Source organism: Streptococcus sp. 1171_SSPC, assembly GCF_001069335.1.
Classification (GTDB): Bacteria; Bacillota; Bacilli; order Lactobacillales; family Streptococcaceae; genus Streptococcus; species Streptococcus xiaochunlingii.
In genome coordinates, this window is sequence record NZ_JWAK01000001.1 from 1 (window position 1) to 20269 (window position 20269).

Annotated in this window: 23 protein-coding genes; 6 read left to right on the top strand and 17 right to left on the bottom strand. The window is 42.8% G+C overall.

Annotated features, from left to right (window positions below; translation table 11 throughout):
- Nucleotides 1-210: 210 nt before the first annotated feature.
- The 8 genes from ADF75_RS00005 to ADF75_RS00040 all read right to left on the bottom strand — a co-directional run bounded on the left by ADF75_RS00005 (nt 211) and on the right by ADF75_RS00040 (nt 7486).
- The gene (locus tag ADF75_RS00005; RefSeq protein ID WP_048788691.1) at nt 211-1104 is read right to left on the bottom strand and encodes an ROK family protein; all 894 of its coding nucleotides are present in this window, start codon (nt 1102-1104) and stop codon (nt 211-213) included.
- Nucleotides 1105-1134: 30 nt separating this feature from the next.
- Nucleotides 1135-2052 (bottom strand): dihydrodipicolinate synthase family protein, encoded by a 918-nt coding sequence (locus ADF75_RS00010; protein ID WP_048788692.1) that lies wholly within the window; start codon nt 2050-2052, stop codon nt 1135-1137.
- Between the two features lie 45 nt (nt 2053-2097).
- Nucleotides 2098-2745: a YesL family protein gene (locus ADF75_RS00015; protein WP_048788693.1), complete on the bottom strand. Its 648-nt coding sequence runs from the start codon at nt 2743-2745 to the stop codon at nt 2098-2100.
- 21 nt (nt 2746-2766) lie between these two features.
- Nucleotides 2767-3219 carry a YhcH/YjgK/YiaL family protein gene (locus tag ADF75_RS00020; RefSeq protein WP_048788694.1) on the bottom strand — a complete coding sequence of 151 codons (453 nt, stop codon included), beginning with the start codon at nt 3217-3219 and terminating at the stop codon, nt 2767-2769.
- A gap of 164 nt (nt 3220-3383) precedes the next feature.
- Entirely contained in the window at nt 3384-4223 is an 840-nt protein-coding gene (locus tag ADF75_RS00025; protein WP_048788695.1) for a carbohydrate ABC transporter permease, read from the bottom strand.
- A 15-nt stretch (nt 4224-4238) separates the two neighbouring features.
- Nucleotides 4239-5126: a carbohydrate ABC transporter permease gene (locus tag ADF75_RS00030; RefSeq protein WP_048788696.1), complete on the bottom strand. Its 888-nt coding sequence runs from the start codon at nt 5124-5126 to the stop codon at nt 4239-4241.
- A 203-nt stretch (nt 5127-5329) separates the two neighbouring features.
- Nucleotides 5330-6646 (bottom strand): extracellular solute-binding protein, encoded by a 1317-nt coding sequence (locus ADF75_RS00035; RefSeq protein ID WP_048788697.1) that lies wholly within the window; start codon nt 6644-6646, stop codon nt 5330-5332.
- Between the two features lie 141 nt (nt 6647-6787).
- On the bottom strand, nt 6788-7486 hold the full coding sequence (locus ADF75_RS00040) for an N-acetylmannosamine-6-phosphate 2-epimerase (protein WP_048788698.1): 699 nt from the start codon (nt 7484-7486) through the stop codon (nt 6788-6790).
- A gap of 556 nt (nt 7487-8042) precedes the next feature.
- Between ADF75_RS00040 and ADF75_RS10595 the strand changes: the two genes are divergently transcribed.
- Genes ADF75_RS10595 through ADF75_RS10620 form a run of 6 tightly spaced genes read left to right on the top strand, consistent with a single transcriptional unit; the run spans nt 8043 to nt 9109 of the window.
- Complete coding sequence (locus ADF75_RS10595; protein WP_006597048.1) at nt 8043-8213, top strand: hypothetical protein; 171 nt, start codon at nt 8043-8045, stop codon at nt 8211-8213.
- Nucleotides 8214-8387 carry a Blp family class II bacteriocin gene (locus ADF75_RS00045; protein ID WP_006595268.1) on the top strand — a complete coding sequence of 58 codons (174 nt, stop codon included), beginning with the start codon at nt 8214-8216 and terminating at the stop codon, nt 8385-8387.
- Between the two features lie 21 nt (nt 8388-8408).
- Nucleotides 8409-8576 carry a class IIb bacteriocin, lactobin A/cerein 7B family gene (locus ADF75_RS00050; protein ID WP_006595269.1) on the top strand — a complete coding sequence of 56 codons (168 nt, stop codon included), beginning with the start codon at nt 8409-8411 and terminating at the stop codon, nt 8574-8576.
- A 12-nt stretch (nt 8577-8588) separates the two neighbouring features.
- Nucleotides 8589-8756 (top strand): hypothetical protein, encoded by a 168-nt coding sequence (locus ADF75_RS10615; protein ID WP_006595270.1) that lies wholly within the window; start codon nt 8589-8591, stop codon nt 8754-8756.
- 11 nt (nt 8757-8767) lie between these two features.
- Nucleotides 8768-8935 carry a hypothetical protein gene (locus ADF75_RS00055; RefSeq protein ID WP_006595271.1) on the top strand — a complete coding sequence of 56 codons (168 nt, stop codon included), beginning with the start codon at nt 8768-8770 and terminating at the stop codon, nt 8933-8935.
- A 12-nt stretch (nt 8936-8947) separates the two neighbouring features.
- Nucleotides 8948-9109, top strand: a complete 162-nt coding sequence (locus ADF75_RS10620) for a hypothetical protein (RefSeq protein WP_006595272.1) — start codon at nt 8948-8950, stop codon at nt 9107-9109.
- 159 nt (nt 9110-9268) lie between these two features.
- On the opposite strand, the gene ADF75_RS00060 is transcribed toward ADF75_RS10620, so the two are convergent.
- The 9 genes from ADF75_RS00060 to ADF75_RS00105 form a co-directional block, all read right to left on the bottom strand.
- Nucleotides 9269-9655, bottom strand: a complete 387-nt coding sequence (locus ADF75_RS00060; RefSeq protein WP_048788699.1) for a hypothetical protein — start codon at nt 9653-9655, stop codon at nt 9269-9271.
- Between the two features lie 170 nt (nt 9656-9825).
- Nucleotides 9826-10875: a zinc-dependent alcohol dehydrogenase family protein gene (locus ADF75_RS00065; RefSeq protein WP_023027479.1), complete on the bottom strand. Its 1050-nt coding sequence runs from the start codon at nt 10873-10875 to the stop codon at nt 9826-9828.
- Between the two features lie 220 nt (nt 10876-11095).
- Nucleotides 11096-13747 carry a bifunctional acetaldehyde-CoA/alcohol dehydrogenase gene (gene adhE / locus ADF75_RS00070; RefSeq protein ID WP_048788700.1) on the bottom strand — a complete coding sequence of 884 codons (2652 nt, stop codon included), beginning with the start codon at nt 13745-13747 and terminating at the stop codon, nt 11096-11098.
- Nucleotides 13748-14105: 358 nt separating this feature from the next.
- Nucleotides 14106-15923, bottom strand: coding sequence for an acyltransferase family protein (locus tag ADF75_RS00075; protein ID WP_048788701.1), 1818 nt, complete (start codon nt 15921-15923; stop codon nt 14106-14108).
- On the bottom strand, nt 15913-16326 hold the full coding sequence (locus tag ADF75_RS00080) for a hypothetical protein (protein ID WP_006595277.1): 414 nt from the start codon (nt 16324-16326) through the stop codon (nt 15913-15915). Before ADF75_RS00080 ends, ADF75_RS00075 begins: the two co-directional genes overlap by 11 nt.
- A gap of 57 nt (nt 16327-16383) precedes the next feature.
- Nucleotides 16384-16806, bottom strand: coding sequence for a low molecular weight protein-tyrosine-phosphatase (locus ADF75_RS00085; RefSeq protein ID WP_048687842.1), 423 nt, complete (start codon nt 16804-16806; stop codon nt 16384-16386).
- Nucleotides 16807-16924: 118 nt separating this feature from the next.
- The gene (locus ADF75_RS00090) at nt 16925-17491 is read right to left on the bottom strand and encodes a nucleotidyltransferase family protein (protein WP_048687844.1); all 567 of its coding nucleotides are present in this window, start codon (nt 17489-17491) and stop codon (nt 16925-16927) included.
- A 6-nt stretch (nt 17492-17497) separates the two neighbouring features.
- Nucleotides 17498-18496 carry a Holliday junction branch migration DNA helicase RuvB gene (ruvB, locus tag ADF75_RS00095; protein WP_082161844.1) on the bottom strand — a complete coding sequence of 333 codons (999 nt, stop codon included), beginning with the start codon at nt 18494-18496 and terminating at the stop codon, nt 17498-17500.
- A 709-nt stretch (nt 18497-19205) separates the two neighbouring features.
- Nucleotides 19206-20246 carry an aldose epimerase family protein gene (locus ADF75_RS00105; RefSeq protein ID WP_048788702.1) on the bottom strand — a complete coding sequence of 347 codons (1041 nt, stop codon included), beginning with the start codon at nt 20244-20246 and terminating at the stop codon, nt 19206-19208.
- Between the last annotated feature and the right edge of the window lie 23 nt (nt 20247-20269).

The following is a 20269-nucleotide window of genomic DNA, read 5'->3' on the forward strand; positions in this document are numbered from 1 at the left end:
CCATGACTTAGTTTTGGACCTAAGGTTCCAAAACTCCCGAATTCCTGAAACACAAGTGTTTCAGGAACTTTTCTCACAGCGGAAAGTTTTTAATCTTCTTAAATGACTATAAATATAAGTCATTTTTTGAAAATTATCTAGCCGTTTTATGTAAAACAATAGTTTGTCTACATTCAAAAAATGCTCACCTAAGTGGTGAGCATTTTTGATTTAATTCCGTCTGGCTTGTTGTTGTTTGAAATGGTAGTAAGCTCCTATCATCCCTGCCGTATTTTGATGATGCGCAAACTCCAATTGCGTCTTGTCTGCTAGGCTTGGAACGAGGGATTCTTGGAGGGCAGCTGAAATTTTTGGTTTCAATATAGCTTCCTGTCCCATGACCCCACCACCAAGAATGACTACTTGAGGATTGACAACATAACAGATATTGGCAAGCCCCTTGCCCAGGTAGTCGACCATGCGATCGATTCCTGCCATACAGATGGTATTTCCTTGGGTCGCTTCCTTGAATATGCGACGACCACTCCATTGTTCAACAGGATCCCCATGCTGCTTGGCAACATATTCAACCAAAGCTGTCGTCGAGGCCAAATCTTGGAAGGCGCCATCTTGAAGATGAAGGTAACCTACCTCGCAAGCAGAATTGCTAAAGCCATGGAAAATCTCCCCATTGATCAAGAGACAGCCACCAATGCCAGTACCGACCGTTAAACAGACGGCAACTTGAGCACCCTGGCCATTCCCTGACATGACTTCTGCTAAACCAGCACAGTTGACGTCATTTTCAATTTCGCAGGGGATTTGATAGGTCTCTTCAATTTCTTTTTTGAACTGTGTTCCTGCATAATTGGGAATCTGAGGGCCTGCATAAAAGATTTCCCCCTTATCGGGGTCAACCATCCCAGCTGACGAAATACAGACTCCAAGGATGGTATTTTCTTCGAGGTAAGATTCTACTAAAGCTTTGGTTTTCCCTAGAATCCCAGGTCCCCCTTTTTCAGCTTCTGTCGGCATTTCATGCGACTCAATCAAATTCTCTGCTTCATCAATCAGACCATATTTGATATTGGTCCCACCGATATCAATCGCTAGGTAATAGGCCATACACCTCTCCTTTCCGATTTACACTCTTTTTTAAAGGAAACGTTCCTTGACTTCACGGATTAAGCTAGCTGCTTTTTGAACCACTTCCTGGTCTCCTTCAGTAACTGGACTTAATGGACTCCGAACAGATCCCAGTTCTAGACCTTCATTGATCCGCAAGACTTCTTTAATGACGCCATACATGTTTCCATGAGCAGACGTCAAGACTCCGATAATACCATTGATGGCAAATTGCAAGGCACGCGCAGTTTCCAAGTCTTTCTCAGCAATCAGCTGATTGAGTTTCAAGAAGAGCTCTGGCATAGCACCATAGGTACCTCCAATACCAGCTCCTGCTCCCATCAGACGGCCACCTAAGAATTGCTCATCCGGACCATTAAAGACGATGTGGTCTTCACCACCTAAAGAAGCAAAGGTTTGAATATCCTGCACAGGCATCGAAGAGTTTTTCACCCCAATGACCCGTTGATTTTTCAACATTTCTTTATAAAGACTCGGTGTCAAAGCCACACCTGCTAATTGCGGGATATTGTAGATGACAAAGTCTGTGTTTGGTGCTGCTGCGCTGATTTCATTCCAGTAGTGGGCCACGCTGTATTCTGGCAAGCGGAAATAAATTGGCGGAATGGCCGCAATGGCATCTACTCCTAGCTCTTCTGCATGTCGTGCCAATTCCACGCTGTCCTTGGTATTGTTGCAGGCTACGTGAGCGATGATGGTCAATTTTCCTTTAGCCACTGCCATGACTTCTTCCAAGACTAGCTTGCGATCGGCTACGCTCTGGTAGATACATTCGCCGGAAGATCCGTTGACATACAAGCCCTGCACACCTTTCGCGATAAAATATTCTACCAGCGCACGTACCCGCTCCGGGCTAATTTCTCCTTGGTCATCATAACAGGCATAAAAAGCCGGGATGACTCCTTCATATTTTTTTAAATCTGACATTCTTTTCTCCTTTCACGAATGTTTACCAAATCCTATTTTTCTTTTTTATTCTTTAAAACGAGCAAATATCTTTTCCATCAATCCAACCTGTAGGAAGGTCAGGCTAGAAAAACCAATCAAGAAGAAGACCATGAGTCCTAGTAGAAAGCTTAAGACAGAAGTCACAAAAACCATAGCTACTAGCAACAAGAGAGCCCCCATAACGAAGAACCATGGGAAATACAGACCGGATACAATCAGAGCTTTTTGAAGGCATTCTACCCAAGTCAATCGGTAACGCGCCGCAATTGGATAGGCTGCTAACATAACTAGTACTAGGAAGATGAAGAGCCCTAGACAAACAGCTTTTAACACCTGCATTGGCAAGGCTGTCTGGCTCCAAAAGAGGAACAAGTCAAAGAGACAGATCCCTGAAATGAGCAACTCTATCCCTCCGAGCTGAAGGCCCAACTTCCAATTTTCACGAAAGGCGCTGATGTAGGTCCGAATGACTGGTAGGCGACGCTGGTGTTTGATGGCAAAAACCGTTTGATACAAACTAATCTTTGCGATCCCGATGGTGACAATCGGCAGACAGCTCAGCACAAAAAGAAGATTGACTGTGACTAAGTCCGCTATTTTCTCGCTGATTCGCATCACCAGATTGTCAGTATTAAAAACTGTTTTGATCAATCCTGTTTCTCTTTGTGACATACCGTCTCCTTTCTGACTCTCTTAATCGATTAAAATTTTCACTAAATGTTTTCGAACGACTTCTTCTTGACCCGCATAACCATTTGGTTGATGAGGTTCTCCTGGGAAGAAAATCGCAAAATTATGATAACCCAGATGAAGTGGATAGGACTCCTGGCAATGGACAAAACCGATGTCCGATGCTTCATCAAAGGCGAGCGCCTCACCTGTCACACGAGATCCATAACTCGAAAACTCATGTCCTTCTACCAAAAGATGCAAATCGGCATATCTTTTGTGGTGCTCAAAGCGATTGCTTTCTTCTTTATTGAGGGTGTTTTCTTGAACGACGAGAAAGACCTTATCTCCATCAATGTCGTATCTCCCTAATTCAAAAGAATCCTTCCGATGCTCATAGAGAAAATCAATGGCCTGATCTAGATTGGGATGGATCCCTTTGTAAAAGGTGATGTTTATTAAATCATCAAATATCATACACTTTTCCTTTCGACACTTCTTAGGACGAGAAAAGAAAACAAGTGATTTCTTCCCTAGCCCCTTCTAGGGCACCGATGAGATGTAGAGCCTGCAAGAACCCTACACCTCTCAGCCTAGAAAAAAGTATCTGTACACTACTATCGTTTGTCCAAGCAGACGGCTTATCCTTTGACCGCTCCCATGGTAATCCCTTGAGTGAAGGATTTTTGGAAAACGAGGAAGACCGTAACGATTGGCACCGCAGCCAAAGCTGCTCCAGCCATGATCAAGCCATAGTTGGTGGCCATTTCAGCCTGCATGGTCGCAACCCCTAGTGAAATAGTCAAGTTTTGACGAGAGGTCAGCATCACCAATTGCATAAAGTAGTCGTTCCAGGTGTTGATGAAGGTAAAGATGGCAAGGGCTGCAAATCCCGGCTTGACAATTGGGAAGGCAACGCTCCAGAAAGTCCGTAACTCTCCACAACCATCGATCTTAGCAGATTCTAAGAGTTCTGTTGGGATGTTTTCACTAAATTGCTTCATCAAGAAGACCCCGAATGGCCATCCGACCAGCGGCAAGATAACCGCTGCAAGGGTGTCGTGGATTCCCATAAAGTTGATAATGCGCACCAATGGAACCAAGACAACTTGTTTTGGAAGGGCCATGGCTGCGATAAAGATAGCAAAGAGAATTCGTTGCCCATAGAAACGTTTCTTAGCCAGGACATAGCCCGCCAAAGAAGACGTCATACATACCAAAAGCATGGTAGCAAGGGAAATAAAGACACTGTTCCACAACCATTGCAGGGCTGGGTTTTGAACCATCAATTGTTGGAAGTTTTCCATAGTTGGTGTCTTTGGCCACCACTGAGGTGGGATCATAATGGTATCTGGTTGAGACTTAAAGGCCCCTGTCAAAATCCAATAGAATGGGAAAATGAACAAAACTGTCAAAAGGAGCAAAACGATGGTAGAAATCACTGTAAAGGCAGTAATTGGTTTCTTTTGTGTTGATTTCATCTGAGACTCCTTTCTTTAGTATTCTACGTCGTTTCCAAGGATCTTGAATTGCGCAAAACTGATAATGGCAATCATCACCGCAAGGAAGACACCCATGGTGTTGGCATAACCGTATTCAGAGAGTTTAAAGGCTTTTTCATAGAGGTAGTACATAAGGGTACTCGTTGAGTAGTTAGGACCGCCAGATGTCAACAATTGGATCAAGGCGAAACATTGGAAAGAGTTAATGGTCGTAATGATCGCAATGTACAAAGTTGTTGGCAATAAGCTTGGCCATTTGATCTTCCAGAAAACTTGAAGTTCTGTCGCACCATCCACACGCGCTGCTTCTACGAGAGAGTTATCAATATTTCCCATAGCTGCGATGTAGAGGATGATCGGTTGACCAACAGAGGTTGTCAATAAGATGACAATAATGGCCATCAAAGCCCAGTTCTTATCTCCCAACCAAGAAATATTTTGTTGGATAACATGACCAGATTTAAGGACGAAGTTCAAAATACCAGATAGTGGATCGTAGATCCATTTCCATACCACTGTAACGGCTACACTCCCTGTAACTACAGGAAGGAAGAAGACGAAACGGTAGAAGGAACGCGCAATGGCATTTTGATGGTAGGTCTGAGAAGCCACAAACAAGGAGAACAATACTACGATTGGAACGGATCCGATAACGATGATGACAGTATTGATCAAGGACTTGATAAAGACCTTATCCGCAAACATGCGGGAGTAATTTTCAAGACCAACAAATTTGAAGGAGGTCATCGAGTAGTTGAAGAAACTAGTGACAAACCCCATAATCATTGGTGCTAATACAAAGACAATAAAGAAGATTAAAATGGGTGCTAAGAATGCGTAGGAAACCAGCGTCTCCCTCATTCGGATTTTGTTTACCTTCACAATAAGGCACCTCCTGATGTTCTTTTTCTATTTTTTCCTTGATTCCTATGTGGAACGGATGGCACTGCCCCTTCCTACATATGATAATTAGGAGAGTGAAAACACGAAGGCCCCCTCTTTCAATCTACACATGGAGATAAGAAATCGAGGGGGCCTATGCTTTCTTATTTCTATGAAAGGATCATTTGAGTTTCATAGATGATCTATTTTTTCTTGATCGTTTCGTTTGCTTTTTCAGTAAAGGTCTTCAAAGCTGGTTCTGCTTTTTCATCCCCGTTTGAAACAGATTGCAACATTGGGAACCAAAGTGTACGCATTTCTGCAAAGCCGTCGATTGTGTTGTAGTATGGTGAGTAGTATTGAGTCCAAGTACTGATGGTTTCCATCCGTTTGTCATCATACAATTTACCAAATGAACTACGAACTGGGAAGGCACCTGTACGAACAACGTTCTTAGGACCCCATTCTTTGTCGTCTGCGATGAATTGAACAAATTTCTTAGCTGCTGCTACTTTCTTTTCATCCTTGTTGTTGAAGACTGCAAAACCATTGACAAGGTATTCCAATTTTGGTTTACCGCTATCAGATGGGAATGGTACTTCGACTACTTCAACTTTACTTGCTTCCAACAATTTAGCTTGGATACCGTTTTGTGAAGGTGCCCACAAGATGGTGTAAGAAGTTTGACCGTTAGCGAAGTTTTGGATGTCTGCTCCACCGTCGAATTGGGAACCATTCATCATCAAACCATCTTCAATCCATTTAGAAGCTTTTTCTAAACCTTTGACAAATTTTGGATCATCTGTTGTATACTTGGTTACTTTTTCATCTGTTACAGAACCACCGTAAAGGTTAGCGATAAAGGCACGAGTACCTTGGTCTCCACCTTGACCATTACTGAAGAGTGATCCTGGTGTGTAACCTTTGTCTTTCAAAGCTTTCAAGACTTTTTCAAAGTCGTCTGTTGTCCAGCCTTCTTTGACAAGGTCTAGAACTCCTGCATCTTCCAACATCTTCTTGTTCATCGCCATGTAGAATGGTGCTGAACTGATTGGGTACATGTAAGCAGTGTCGCCGGCCTTGCTAGCTTGGATGATATTGTCGTTGTTGACATCTTTTACAAAATCTTCAGTAAAGAGATCATTCAAGTCAGCCAATTTACCATTTTTACCGTATTGAATAATCCGCCCTGGTGCGTCAAAGAGAACGTCTGGAGCAGTTCCGGCTTCGATGGCAGTAGTGATCTTTTCAGGACCAGATTTGAAGTCGATGGTTTCTAGTTTAACTTTGATATCTGGATTAGCTTTTTCGAAAGCTTCGATAATTGATTTTTCGTAAGTTCCTACGCCATCTTCAGCTTTTTCTTGGGTAAAGACTGGGAAGGCCCACCAAGTGATTTCTGTTTTACCAGAATTGTCGCTTGAAGATTCAGACTTAGATCCTCCTCCAGATCCACAAGCTGCAAGTGCTAGCACCGCTGCACCAGCTACCAACGAGTACAGTACTTTTTTCATTTTCATGTGATTTCTCCTCACGTTTGCGGTAAGATTTCTCTTACTTAGTGTATCCTCACCGAGGACAGTGGTCATTAAATATTTTCTTTTTTACTGGGTGACTTCTCTCTTCCTAGCTTCCTCCTTGCCTCTTTTTCTGTTCTTTTTCTATTTTAATGCTGCGACGAAGCGCTCTGTAATTTCTTTAGGTCGTGTGATAGCTCCCCCTACTACAAGCCCTCTGACACCCAGGTCATGAATTTCTTTGGCTTGTGCAGGATAGTGGATCTTACCTTCAGCAATCACATCGACACCCGCTTGGCAGAGTTGGCGAATCAAGTCAATGTCAGGTCCGTCTACTTTCGGGCTATAATCTGTGTACCCAGATAAGGTCGTTCCGACAAAATCAACTCCTGCTTCGACAGCTGTTAAGCCTTCTTCAAAGGTGCTGATATCTGCCATCAAGAGTTGATCAGGATATTTCTCCTTCACTTGCTGGATAAAGTCGACAATCGATAGACCGTCATGACGCGGACGTTTGGTACAATCCAGGGCAATCACTGCGATATCTAATACGGCCAATTCATCTACTTCTTTCATAGTAGCAGTAATGAATGGTTCTTCAGGAGGATAATCTCTCTTGATGATCCCGATAATCGGAAGCTTTGTCACTTCCTTGATTTCTTTGATATCGCGGACACTATTCGCTCGGATTCCAACCGCCCCTCCTTGCTCAGCTGCTTTGACCAAGAGAGGAATCACACCTCCTGCCTCTGTGTAGAGAGGTTCATGAGGAAGCGCCTGACAAGAAACGATAATGCCGTCTTTGATCTGTTGAATTAATTCTTCTTTCGTGATCTTGGACATACATTCCATCTCCTTTATTTATTACGTCAACTCGAGTACTTGTAAAGTTATTATATAGTATTTTTAAAGCGCTTACAATATTGTAGAGCTATTTTGATTATAGTTTCATATTTTAAACTATCATCTCTTTCCTCTGAAACTAGTTTCAGAGATGCAAACATTCTAAAACTTTTTTAGAAATTTTTTCCATTTCCAGATTTTTATACGAATAGTATAAGTGACCAAACAAAAGAAAGGAGGACCACAGATGTACTATACTCCCATTATCATCCCATGGTTTTTGTATTACTTCTTCCGTAAATAAATAAGGAAAGGGAATACCGAACATGAAAAAGAATACCAAAGCTTTTGTTCTATTAATCTTGCTTTCATTGATTTTGTTTTAAACAAAAACTTGAAACGTAAGCTAAACACTGCATTGGCTATTTAACCTTATCCTTGCTTCATCAAATCAGCTCGGCTGACATAAAATGAAGAAAGTCAACAAAATATAAGCTAGCTCTATTGAAAAATTACCCTAGCTTTGCTATTCAACAAAAATTAGGAGTATTAAGATATGAGATGGCCTATCCATACGATGATTTTTACAATCATTATCGCATTAACAGTTTTACATGATGCACATCTGATTGCATTTCAACCAAAAATGAATTTAGCCATTGCGGCTACAATCTATCTAGCAGTTGATGCTAGATGGCAACAAACAAAAAAGAAAGAGGAAAACTAAATGACAACAGAATTCACACAAAAATTCACACCCTTAACAGAAGAAGAATTAACACAAGTCGATGGGGGAGCTATCCCATTGGTTGCTTGGATCCTTGCTCATCCCTATCTATCTGGCACTATTGCTGGTGGTGTAACAGCTGTAGGAACTGCCATTTGGGGAGCATTTAAATAATTAATTTGAAGGAGAAAAGCAATGATAGACCAAGTACAATTTAAAGATCTCACGCATGAAGAATTAAGTGATATTAATGGTGGAGGACTCCCTTTTCTGTTAGTTTTCGCTTACGGTTTTTCTTCTGCTTATATCGGGACAACAAAACTGATCGATGCATTTCATAGTAATATGACACGAAAATGGTAAAGGAGGAGACTTATGAGTCTGGTATTTATCACCCTCATCCTTTTGACAGGATACTGCATTCTCGATAAAAAAGCACCCAAGCAGGTAGAAGGGTACTTTCCTAAATTTGCTATTGCCTTCATGGTCACTTTCACCATTCTGAACGAGGCAATTGATTTACTCTACACGATTTTACATTAAGGAGGACATCTATGGATACAAGCATCCATTACACCTGCCTGACTGAGGCAGAACTAGCCACCATTGACGGAGGAGGATCCGTCTTTGATTCAGCCAAGTTTATCGTACAGACCTGGAACATTTTATACAATTCGGGGCGTGATTTCGGTCGTAGCATCGTCAACGGCATCATGCACTAGAAAGGAGCAAGCATGAAACTCGAAGAAACACGTTTTAGAAGCTTGTCCGAGCAGGAACTCAGCCATGTGGACGGTGGATCCGTCTGGATTACTGTCGGACTGATCGCAACTCCCCTACTCATGGGAACCTTCGCTGGCGCCTTTGACGAATACGCTCGCAAACGAGGCAAATAGTAACACTTCTTTATCATCTCACTAAACAGTACAAAAAATCCCAGCTTTTAAAAAAGCTAGGATTTTTTCGTGTGAACGAAGCAAAACCTTTTTCTATTCACCCTCTTTATCATCGAGGAAAGTGATCCCAAATAAATGTCTTCTAGAACTTTCAATGCACTAGGCCGTTTTTTGAATCGGTTTTTCCTTTACGACAAACACAAAGCCAATAGAGCCGACGAATGCCCCAAGCAAGATCCAATAAACTATATCCGTTGAAGTAAACGGACCTTCTAATAGACCAGCCAATAAAAAGAGATCAATATACAGTCTGGTGTCACGATAAAAGTCCCAATTGAAATGGTAGCTACCTACTGGATGCTGGCGATTGGACACCTGCGGTTGAAAGACCTGAAGAAGAATCAAAATCCCTACAAAAGCAAGATAAGCAAGACTAACAACCGAAAGCGGATCCTGTGTCATCATAGCTACAGCCACTAAAAGTAAGACCAAGAGCCAGAAATAGAAGTCCAACCAGAACTCACGATGATAATGGAACATTTTCATAAGATCACACCTTTCTATTTATGTTATATTTCTAATCATATTATAGTACGTTTTATTAGGAGTGGCAAGTAAATAGATGTGACAAGAACAACTACTACATCTGTTAAAAAGGACAGGAACATGAAACTGTTCCTGTCCTTTTTGTTTCAGCATCAAACGATTGAGCCTTCTTAGCTGAGGTCGTTATCAATAATGACTTTCAGAGCATTGTTTTCGCCAGCATGTTTGAAGATTTCGTATGCCTTTTCTGCTTCTGAAAGTTTGAAGTGGTGGGTCACCAACTTCGTCGCATCAATCTTACCAGATTTCAAGACATTAAGAAGCATTTCGGTTGTATTGGCATTAACCAAACCAGTGTTGAGCGTGATGTTCTTGATCCAAAGGTCATCAAGATTGAAGCTAACTGGTTTACCATGCACTCCGACGTTGGCAATATGACCACCGACAGAGATAATATTTTGGCAGACATCGAAGGTTGCTGGATAGCCCACACATTCCATCGAGATGTCGACACCACGACCATCGGTCACTTCATTGATAAAGGCCTTGATTTCATCAATATCACTTGAACAAATGGTATGAGTCGCCCCAAACTTCTTAGAAGCTTCAAGACGAGATTCTGACAAGTCTACCATGATAATAGTAGCTGGAGAGAAGAATTGTACGGTTAAGAGAGCTGCTAAGCCGATTGGCCCTGCACCAACGATACAAACGTTGTCTCCTGGTTTCACGTGAGATGGGAGCACCCCAATTTCATAGGAAGTTGGGAGAATATCTGAGAGCATAACAAGTGCTTCGTCATCAACAGAGGCAGGTGCATGATAGAGACTGCCGTCTGCGTGAGGGATATGGACATACTCTGCTTGGGTACCGTTGATCAAGTGACCAAGGATCCAACCGCCATCTTCACAGTGAGATGGCAAGCCACGTTTACAGTAGTAGCAAGTGTTACAAGCTGTTACGCAAGAGATGATAACCTTGTCTCCTACCTTAAAGTTCGTAACCGCATCGCCGACTTCCTCGACAATCCCAATTCCTTCGTGACCCAGGATGGTCCCTTCTTTACAAGCTGGAACATCTCCTCCCAAAATATGGAGGTCTGTTCCACAAATGGTCGTTTTGACCAAACGAACAATCGCATCAGTCGGTTTCTTGATGACTGGTTTTGGTTGATCAATCAACTGAAGATTTCCTGCGGATACATATGTTGCTGCTTTCATAAGCGACTCCTTTTTTGTTGGTTTTATCAAACCATTTTATTGTAGTTTCACTTTGTGAATATTATAACAAATAAAGTAAGCGCTTGCAATATATTTATTAGATTTTTTTAAAAGATAATTTTCAGATCATAAAAATAAATTTCTATCATTAAAATGAAGAAAAATCCCCCGCTCTTTTGAGCGAGGGATAGCTGATAAACATCAGTTGTTCAGTAGCGCCTTATTTACGACGTCCTGGACGTTCTTTGTAACCATAGTAAGCATCTTCGATGATTTCTTGCATATGGTCTACCATTGGAAGACGTGGGTTAGCTGGTGAACATTGATCTTCGTAAGCAAGGAAGGCCAATTCGCGAGAATGTTTCTTCCATTCTTTTTCATCGATTCCTTGTGCTTTAAAGTTCATTTGGATTCCTACGCGCTCACCAAGTTCGTAAACAGCTTTTGCGTAAGCTTCAACTGCTTCTTCTGGTGTAGAGCATGGAAGGCCAAGCATACGAGCGATGTCTTGATATTTCTCATCTGCACGGTAGTAATTGTACTTAGGCCATGTCGCTGTCTTAGCCGGACGTGTACCGTTGTAGCGGATAACGTATGGAAGCAAGATCGCATTGGTCCGTCCGTGAATGGTGTGGAATTGCGCACCAATCTTGTGAGCCATTGAGTGAGAAATACCGAGGAAGGCATTGGCGAAGGCCATACCAGCAATAGTTGAAGCGTTATGCATTTTCTCACGTGAGTGGAAGTCTGCATTCTTCACTGAGCTTTCCAAGTTTTCAAAGACAAGTTTGATGGCTTGAAGAGCAAGACCATCAGTGTAGTCGCTAGCCATTTGTGATACGTAAGCTTCAGTCGCGTGAGTCAATACGTCCATACCAGTATCCGCTGCAACAGATCCTGGAACAGTCAATACCAAGGCAGGGTCTACGATGGCAACAGTTGGTGTCAATGAGTAGTCAGCGATTGGGTATTTACGGTTGTTTGCTTTATCAGAGATAACGGCAAATGGTGTTACTTCAGATCCTGTACCAGATGTAGTTGGAATCGCGATGAATTTAGTCTTCTTACCAAGCAATGGGAACTTAAAGGCACGTTTACGGATATCCATGAATTTTTGAACAAGGTCACGGAAGTCCACTTCTGGTTGTTCATAGAAGAGCCACATTACTTTAGCCGCATCCATTGGAGATCCTCCACCGAGAGCGATGATGGTATCCGGTTTGAAGGCGCGCATGATCTCTGTACCACGTTCAACGGTTGTGATATCTGGATCTGGTTCTACGTCTGCAAAGATTTGGTAAACCACCTTGTTGCGACGAAGGTCAAGCTGTTCGATGATGCGATCAAGGAAACCAAGCTCTACCATAGCGTGGTCTGTAACGATCATGACACGTTCAACGTCACGACATTTTTGTAGGTATTCAATTGAATCACGTTCAAAGTATGTTTTTGAAGGTAGTTTCATCCATTGCATGTTATTTCTCCGGCGTCCGACTTTTTTGATATTCAAGAGGTTGATGGCACTAACGTTGTCCCCAACAGAGTTGCGTCCGTAAGAACCACATCCAAGTGTTAATGATGGCAAGAAGGCATTGTAAACATCCCCGATACCACCGAAAGTCGAAGGAGAGTTGCAGATCACACGAATGGCTTTAACTGCTTTACCAAATTCTTTGGTCAATTCTTCGTCTGCAGTATGGATGGCAGCTGAGTGACCAAGACCGTTGAATTCAACCATTTGGCGTGCTTTGTTAATTCCGTCTTCACGGCTTTCAGATTTCAAGACAGCGATAACTGGTGACAATTTTTCACGAGTCAAAGGCTCTTTTTCGCCAACTTCTTTACATTCTGCAGCAAGAATATTGGTTCCTTCTGGGACTGAGAAGCCAGCTTGTTCAGCGATCCATGCCGCTGGTTTCCCAACGATGTCCGCATTCAATTTTGCACCCGCACAGTTTTTACTGTTAGCTTTTACGCCGAAGCAAAACTCTTCAAGAAGGGCTTTTTCTTTTTTGTTAACAAAGTAAGTGTGGTAAGATTTGAATTCTTCAACAAACTCATCATAAATCTCTTTATCGATGATCACCGCTTGTTCAGACGCACAGACCATTCCGTTGTCAAATGATTTAGACATGACGATATCGTGTGCAGCTTGGCGGATGTTAGCAGATTTTTCAACATAAGCAGGAACGTTTCCGGCACCTACCCCAAGAGCTGGCTTCCCACATGAGTATGCCGCTTTCACCATGGCATTCCCACCTGTTGCAAGGATAGTCGCAATCCCTTCGTGGTTCATAAGGGCACTGGTTGCTTCCATAGATGGTTGCGTGATCCATTGCACACAGTTTTCAGGAGCTCCTGCTTTAATCGCTGCATCGCGGACGATTTGTGCCGCATGAGCAGATGATTCTTGCGCTGATGGGTGGAAAGCAAAGACGATAGGGTTCCGTGTCTTCAAGGAAATCAATGCTTTAAAGATTGCTGTTGAAGTTGGGTTGGTTGTAGGTGTGATCCCGCAAACGACTCCGACTGGCTCAGCAATCAAGGTCAAACCAGTGACGTCATCTTCTTGAATGACACCAACTGTCTTGGTGTGACGCATGTTATTTACTACGTGCTCACAAGCGAACAAGTTCTTAGTCGCTTTGTCTTCAAAGACCCCACGACCAGTTTCTTCATAAGCATGAAGAGCGAGCTCACCGTGTGCGTCAAGAGCAGCTACAGATGCTTTCGCCACAATGTAGTCGACTTGTTCCTGATCCAATTTGCGCATTTCTTCAAGCGCAACAAGCGCTTTTTGCACCAACTCGTCTACGTGTTTTTCAGCAGCGAGTTTCTTTTCTTCAGGTGAGAGAGTTTTTTTATCAGCCATTTGTTGCTTTCCTCCAATGTTTGAAACCCTTATCCTTTTCCGGAACTTTTCCTGTTTTCAGAAACTTTCAAGAATAGTGTAAGAAATTTCGATTTGTTAATTTTTTCACAATATTATTGTACTCTATTTTAGAAAATTTGTAAATAGTTTCACAAAGATTTTTTTAACTTTTTATCATGAATCCTCCTTCTCCTTCTATACAGGAGTATTTTCAAGAAAAAATTGAAGGATTTTTTTGAGAACACACTTCAATTTCACAAACAAATATTTTCACGCAATTTTTGTAAGCGTTTTCTTAATTTTACTAGAAAAAGCAGTTTTCTTCAAGTGAAAACTGCTTAAATAGCTTAGTAAATTTCTACGGTTTAACTGGTCCCTGATTGGCTTGATCAACGGCTTCTTTCACGACGTTGGCATACAAATTTCCTCCAACATCGATGGAACCATCTGATTCTAAACCAAAGTGGACACTATCTGTTCCAGCCCAGATAGCTGGATTTTCGACAGCAACTTGATGCCAGTCCGCTACATAGACATAATCGTATTTTTTAGCTAACTCTAGCTCATACTTTCGAGTCTGAACGGTGACGCTCTTGCTATCATTTGCTTCACGTCCATCATATGGGGTCACAAAGATTAAGCGATGTCCCTTTGGTAGTTCTTGAACAAACTTATCCAACAATTCTTGATAATTATTAGAAGAGTTAGTTCCAAGTGCGATCACCACGTTCTTGAGCAAGACTCTATTGGCAATATCCGTTTCATATACCTTTAAGCCTGAGTCCAGATTACGACTCACCAAGGCATCCATTTGGATATCTGGCAGAACTTGTTTCAAATAATCTGATGCCCGGAGGTTTACAGAATCTCCGATCATGCTCACTCCATCTGATACATTGTAGGAAGTCGCTGAAGCATTGTCTACTTGGGCACGCGTGATTTGCATCTTACTGTCGGATTGACGAAGCCCTTCGGTAATCAGGTTTTCATCAAAGGCTCCGACGCGTGGTGCAAAGAGTGCAATCCCAAACATGAGCAAAGTCAACGGAATCGCGCTGTAAAAGAGTGGTTTCGTGAAACTTCTGAGATCCATATTGATGCCAAAAATCTTTGGTTCACGTCCAGCCAAAGTTGGTTCAATAATATAAAAACTTAAGGCAGCAAGACTAAAAGATACTAGTGTTGTTAGCAGAGAAGCCCATCCATTGGTCATTAATTGAGAAAAGATGATGTAAAATGGCCAGTGGAAGAGATAGACCCCATAACTTGTATCCGCAATAAAGGTAATTACTGCAGGTTCTTTCTGATCTGGCGTCTTTTCATGAAGGACACGAGTCATCACAATCATCACAGATGCAGCAAGAGTCGCTACTAAAAAGCCAAATAAATAGGTCCAAACACTATCAAATGGAAGAATAAAGGTCAAGACCAACAAAACTAGAAAAGCACCCGCTAAAATCGCTAACGTCTTCTGTAGAGATAGCTTCTTCACTAATTGAGTAAGATTTGGGCTTGTCGTTGTAATCCCTGTCACTGTCGCTAAAGCACTCCCCACAAAGAAAGGAAAGACGTGAGCGATACTAGAAAAGTAGACATTGGACAAATTCTTAGTGACCAGCGCTCCGACAAAGAAGATCAGGAAAGTCACCAAAAAGAGACCTGTCGAAGATAGGAAGATATAGCCTCTATATTGGCCAACTGACTTAGCTTTTTTACCCAAAAACCAAGCCAAAAGAGCCCAGAGGACGTAGTAATGAACTTCAAGAGCCAAACTCCAAGTATGAATGAAAAGATGGGGGATGAACTGACTTTCGTAACTTCCGCCACTTAACATCTCATAGAAGTTGGTCACAAAGCCAAAGACGGCCGCAATCTGTGTCCCAATCCCAGCAATAAAGTCTCGTCTGACCAAGAAGGTAAAAGGCATGACCAGCAAGACCATAAAGACTAAAGGAGGGACAATCCGGTAGAAGCGTCGTCTAAGGAAGCCATTGAGATCAATTTTTTGATGACGGGCAAACTCATCGATCAGAAGAGCCGTGATCAAAAATCCTGAGAAAGTAAAGAAGATATCTACTCCAATAAATCCACCAGGAAAAACTTTTTGGAAGAAATGGTAGAGAAGAACGAGAAGAAGTCCCGTTATCCGTACCAATGAAAACCATTTAATTCGCATTTTGATAAATTCCTTGTTTAAACGTTCCCTTATAGACGACATTTTGTTCTGTCGTCAAGGTTCCCTGTCCTTCTGGTTGACCATTGACAAATTCACCTTCATATTTCCAACCAGCCTTGGCTGTAAAGGTTCCATAACCACTAAAGGTTCCATTGACAAAATTGCCCTTGTAGGTGTCCCCATTCTCAAAGGTCACCGTCCCTTGGCCATTCATCTTGCCTCGGACGACACTTCCGTCGTAGCGAATAGCTCCCTTATCGAGGGTCAACACACCTCCGAAAGGAATGGAGGAAAGAAATACCCACAAAGCAGACAGAACAATAATCCCCAAGGACAATCGTTCAATATTCTCTCTCGTAACATAGACCTTATAGGTCTCAAATAATTCTTTTATTTTTTCCATACTCTGTTCATTCTTTTTATCTTCAGCCGGTTACTCATTTCAGGAGCCAGTCCGAAACTAATCTTCTAATCGATCCAACCACTCTTGACAACCAGCTAGAACACGGCGATAGGTCTCTTCGAAATCTCCTGTGTACCATGGATCTGGAACACTTTCTCCTGCAAAGAGATGAATCTTGTGCTCTGTTCCAGGAGGTGCCATTCGTTTGAGGTCAGCTACATTGTTCTCATCCATTCCTAAGATCAGATCAAAGGCATGAAAATCTTGGTCGCTGATTTGAAGGGATGTTTTAGAAGCATCATAGGGCACGCCATGACTACGAAAAATCTTTTGAGTCCCTTGGTGAATAGGGTTCCCGTGCTCCCAGTTAGAAGTGGCACGACTTTCAATCTCATACTGGTTGGTCAAGTCCTTCATGACAAACTCTGCCATGGGGCTCCGACAAATATTTCCTAAACACACAAATACAATTTTTTTCATGACAGCACCTCCTTTCTATTATAACAGAATGTAAGAAAAATATAATCTGCTAAAATTATATTTTTGAGGCAAGACGAAAAAAGCCTGTCCATCGTTGAGGTGGGCTGACTTTCTTTTTTTATTCAGGCAGGATGATCTGAAGGGATAGCCATTTTCGTTTCCAATCTTTCTTCCGCATACGCTCTGTATAAACCGCCAAACGCTCGGGACTGGCTAAAAAATGTGGAGTCGGCTGAACGATGAAATCTTCGATATCCCTTGTCCCATAGGGGAGAAAGAGCTCTAGCTGACCATCTTTCCTTAAGCGAACTGCAATTGCTGTACACTGCTCGGGGTATTTAGAAACCGCGTCACAAGCACTGCGATAAGGAGCCGTCCCCGGACTATGCTGGTGCATATAGACTTGATTTTTGACTTCCCAAGCGTACTGAGGATAGGTCTTCTTTAATCCCTGCTCGATCTGCAAAGTCTCCTCATAGCTAATCGTAGGGTCATAAAAGACCAGATCCATATCGGTCGTCGCATCAAACCCTGGTTTTCCAGAGAGCTGGTTCCAGACGAAATTGCGCACCGCACCAGCTGCAAGCCAAGCGTCTGCCAGGTTGAGATCCCGAATAATGGCCAAGACAGTCATCATCTCTTGATCCGCTTGGATTTGCTCTACTATCGCTTTTTCCGTTAGCATCTTCTTCTAGTCTCCATTGTAGGGATAACCCAGGTGTTCATAAGCCTTGCGGGTCGCCACGCGCCCTGTCCGGGTCCGCATGATAAAGCCTTTCTGAATCAAGTAAGGCTCATACATATCTTCTACGGTCTCTCGCTCTTCGGCAATATTAACCGATAGAGTCCCAAGGCCAACCGGGCCGCCACCGTACATCTCAATCATGGTCCTCAGGATCTTTTGATCGACATAGTCCAGTCCTTCATGGTCCACATCTAGCATAGAGAGGGCCTTGTCAGTAATGGTGTCATCAATCAAGCCATCACCCATAATCTGAGCAAAATCACGCACCCGCTTCAGCAAACGGTTGGCAATCCGAGGAGTCCCCCGACTACGAAGAGAAAGCTCCTCGGCAGCCTCGTGAGTAATCTCCATCTCAAAAATCTCGGCGGTCCGCTCGACTATCTCTGTCAGATCATCTTGCTCGTAGTATTCCATATGACCGGTAATTCCAAAGCGAGCGCGCAAGGGATTGGACAGCATCCCAGCTCGAGTCGTCGCACCAATCAAGGTAAAGGGAGGAAGATCCAGATGGACACTCCGGCTGGTCTCGCCAGCACCAATCATGATGTCGATGTAAAAATCTTCCATGGCACTGTATAGTACTTCTTCGACTGACATAGGAAGACGGTGGATTTCATCAATAAAGAGAACATCGCCTGGCTCTAGATCATTGAGGATAGCTACCAAATCACCAGCCTTTTCAATGACAGGACCGGAAGTCTGCTTTAGATTGACGCCCAGTTCATTGGCAATAACAAAAGCCATCGTAGTCTTCCCTAGTCCCGGAGGACCAAAAAGAAGGATATGATCCAGCGCCTCATCCCGAAGCTTGGCTGCCTCGATAAAGATTTTTAACTGGTCCTTGACCTTATCTTGACCGATATATTCATGTAAATATTGCGGGCGCAGCGTCCGTTCAACAGCCTCTTCATCGCCCATGATCTCATTGTCTAAAATTCTACTCATACAGTCTATTATAGCAAAAAATGATGCCTCTGATGATTTAAAATCATATTCTATTCAATATGTCACTAATTATTGATTGTTGGGTGTTGGGAATCGATTCCCCTCTTAAACTACCTTGTTTCTTTTTAAGGAATGTACCTAAACTCGCTAATACTCGTAAAGAATAAGGAACGTAGTTTTCGCTCCGCTCAAACTGCGTCAACGTACCTAAACTCGTCTACGTCCCTATCAGGCTTGGTTAGATGAAATAGGCTTAGTAATAATTACATAACGCAGTGGTTGATTGGTATCTTTGTTCGCTCTTATAGCTCCAAAGATTACCTACTAATGAGGAAACGAGGTTTCCTATATCCGCAACCTCAAACAGTCTCCCAGACTGTTTGACCTGTGCGGGGGGTGAGACAATTGAAAAGGTTTGGGGAACCTTTTCAACCTGAGCCAAAAAATAAGGAAGCGAAGCAATTTTAAAAAATTGTTCTGTCTCACTCCCAGAAAAAAAGCCACCGGTTTTGGTGGCTCTTATAGGGAGATTATTATGAAAAAGTTTTAGGAGTTTTATCATTCAAAGTTAGGAGGTCTTTGATGATGGTATTAGTATACGACGGGAAGCTTAAAGTTTCCTTATAGTCATTTTTTAAATTTTTTTCAAAAAAAGAGGAGGTTCCAAGCAAAGATTTCACATCCTTGTTTGTCACCCTCTCTTTCTTATCTATTTCTTAGCAATGGCATGGTAGCTGGTCTTGCTGGTGAAGATTTGACCCGCTCTCAAGATAACCTTTTCAGCTTGGTCGCTATGAATGGCATCTGGTACGATTTGGAATTCTAGAGCCAAGCCATTGTGTTGAACCATTGGTTTGCCTTCCAGATAAACCGTTTCATCCACAAAGTTAGCAGAATACACCACCAAGGCGGGAGCTTCTGACTTGAAGGTCAAAAAGCGTCCAGACGGCTGATGATAGAAGAAGCCTGCATTCTCATGCCCTTCTGGAAGAGCAAATGGATGGTCCAAGCCTTCTACCAGGCGGATTTGCGGATCAGAATCCTTAAAGAGATCCTCTAAGAGCATAGCTTGGTAGAGATGCTGAACAACCGGACTTTCTTTGTCCACAGTGTGAAGAGGGACACCGTCGGGATGGATAGGGTAAAGCCCTTGATGGTTGATCTGAAAGACATGGTCATTAATCGGCTGAGTGAAGTTTCCTGATAGGTTGAAATAGCTGTGGTTGGTCGGATTAACTAGAGTATCTTGGTCCGTTTCTACTCGATAGCTGATTTCCAACTCCCCTGCTTCCGTCAAGCCATAGGTCACCCAGATCTTGAGATTTCCAGGGAAACCGCCGGTACCATCCGCACGCTCTGTGTACAGGGTGATTTCTTGGTCTGTCACGGATTCCACGCTAAACAAGGCGCTGTCCCAGCCAGTCGGTCCACTGTGGTTGCAGTTGGCACCATTATTGGCTTCTAAGTGATAGGTTTGACCATTGAGCTCAAAACTTGCCTCCGCAATCCGGCCCGCGACTGGGCCAATGCTAGCTCCATACTTGGGGCTATTGCCGACATAGGCATCAAAATTGTCAAAGCCCAATACAATATTAGCGAATTGATCATGCTTGTCTGGTGTCACATACTCTAAGATCGTCGCCCCATAGGTCATGACAGACAATTGATAACCTAAGTCATTTTCGAGGCGATAAGCTTCTACGTCTTGGCCGTCCAGTTGACCAAATAGATATTTTTGATAGTGTTTCACAAGTTGTCTCCTCCAAGATCATT

Bases quoted from the DNA above. Each gene is read 5' to 3' on its own strand.
- ADF75_RS00005 (WP_048788691.1), bottom strand. From the start codon at position 1,104: ATGGCCTATTACCTAGCGATTGATATCGGTGGGACCAATATCAAATAT.
- ADF75_RS00010 (WP_048788692.1), bottom strand. From the start codon at position 2,052: ATGTCAGATTTAAAAAAATATGAAGGAGTCATCCCGGCTTTTTATGCC.
- ADF75_RS00015 (WP_048788693.1), bottom strand. From the start codon at position 2,745: ATGTCACAAAGAGAAACAGGATTGATCAAAACAGTTTTTAATACTGAC.
- ADF75_RS00020 (WP_048788694.1), bottom strand. From the start codon at position 3,219: ATGATATTTGATGATTTAATAAACATCACCTTTTACAAAGGGATCCAT.
- ADF75_RS00025 (WP_048788695.1), bottom strand. From the start codon at position 4,223: ATGAAATCAACACAAAAGAAACCAATTACTGCCTTTACAGTGATTTCT.
- ADF75_RS00035 (WP_048788697.1), bottom strand. From the start codon at position 6,646: ATGAAAATGAAAAAAGTACTGTACTCGTTGGTAGCTGGTGCAGCGGTG.
- ADF75_RS00040 (WP_048788698.1), bottom strand. From the start codon at position 7,486: ATGTCCAAGATCACGAAAGAAGAATTAATTCAACAGATCAAAGACGGC.
- ADF75_RS10595 (WP_006597048.1), top strand. From the start codon at position 8,043: ATGAGATGGCCTATCCATACGATGATTTTTACAATCATTATCGCATTA.
- ADF75_RS00045 (WP_006595268.1), top strand. From the start codon at position 8,214: ATGACAACAGAATTCACACAAAAATTCACACCCTTAACAGAAGAAGAA.
- ADF75_RS00050 (WP_006595269.1), top strand. From the start codon at position 8,409: ATGATAGACCAAGTACAATTTAAAGATCTCACGCATGAAGAATTAAGT.
- ADF75_RS10615 (WP_006595270.1), top strand. From the start codon at position 8,589: ATGAGTCTGGTATTTATCACCCTCATCCTTTTGACAGGATACTGCATT.
- ADF75_RS00055 (WP_006595271.1), top strand. From the start codon at position 8,768: ATGGATACAAGCATCCATTACACCTGCCTGACTGAGGCAGAACTAGCC.
- ADF75_RS10620 (WP_006595272.1), top strand. From the start codon at position 8,948: ATGAAACTCGAAGAAACACGTTTTAGAAGCTTGTCCGAGCAGGAACTC.
- ADF75_RS00060 (WP_048788699.1), bottom strand. From the start codon at position 9,655: ATGAAAATGTTCCATTATCATCGTGAGTTCTGGTTGGACTTCTATTTC.
- ADF75_RS00065 (WP_023027479.1), bottom strand. From the start codon at position 10,875: ATGAAAGCAGCAACATATGTATCCGCAGGAAATCTTCAGTTGATTGAT.
- adhE (WP_048788700.1), bottom strand. From the start codon at position 13,747: ATGGCTGATAAAAAAACTCTCTCACCTGAAGAAAAGAAACTCGCTGCT.
- ADF75_RS00075 (WP_048788701.1), bottom strand. From the start codon at position 15,923: ATGCGAATTAAATGGTTTTCATTGGTACGGATAACGGGACTTCTTCTC.
- ADF75_RS00080 (WP_006595277.1), bottom strand. From the start codon at position 16,326: ATGGAAAAAATAAAAGAATTATTTGAGACCTATAAGGTCTATGTTACG.
- ADF75_RS00085 (WP_048687842.1), bottom strand. From the start codon at position 16,806: ATGAAAAAAATTGTATTTGTGTGTTTAGGAAATATTTGTCGGAGCCCC.
- ADF75_RS00090 (WP_048687844.1), bottom strand. From the start codon at position 17,491: ATGCTAACGGAAAAAGCGATAGTAGAGCAAATCCAAGCGGATCAAGAG.
- ruvB (WP_082161844.1), bottom strand. From the start codon at position 18,496: ATGAGTAGAATTTTAGACAATGAGATCATGGGCGATGAAGAGGCTGTT.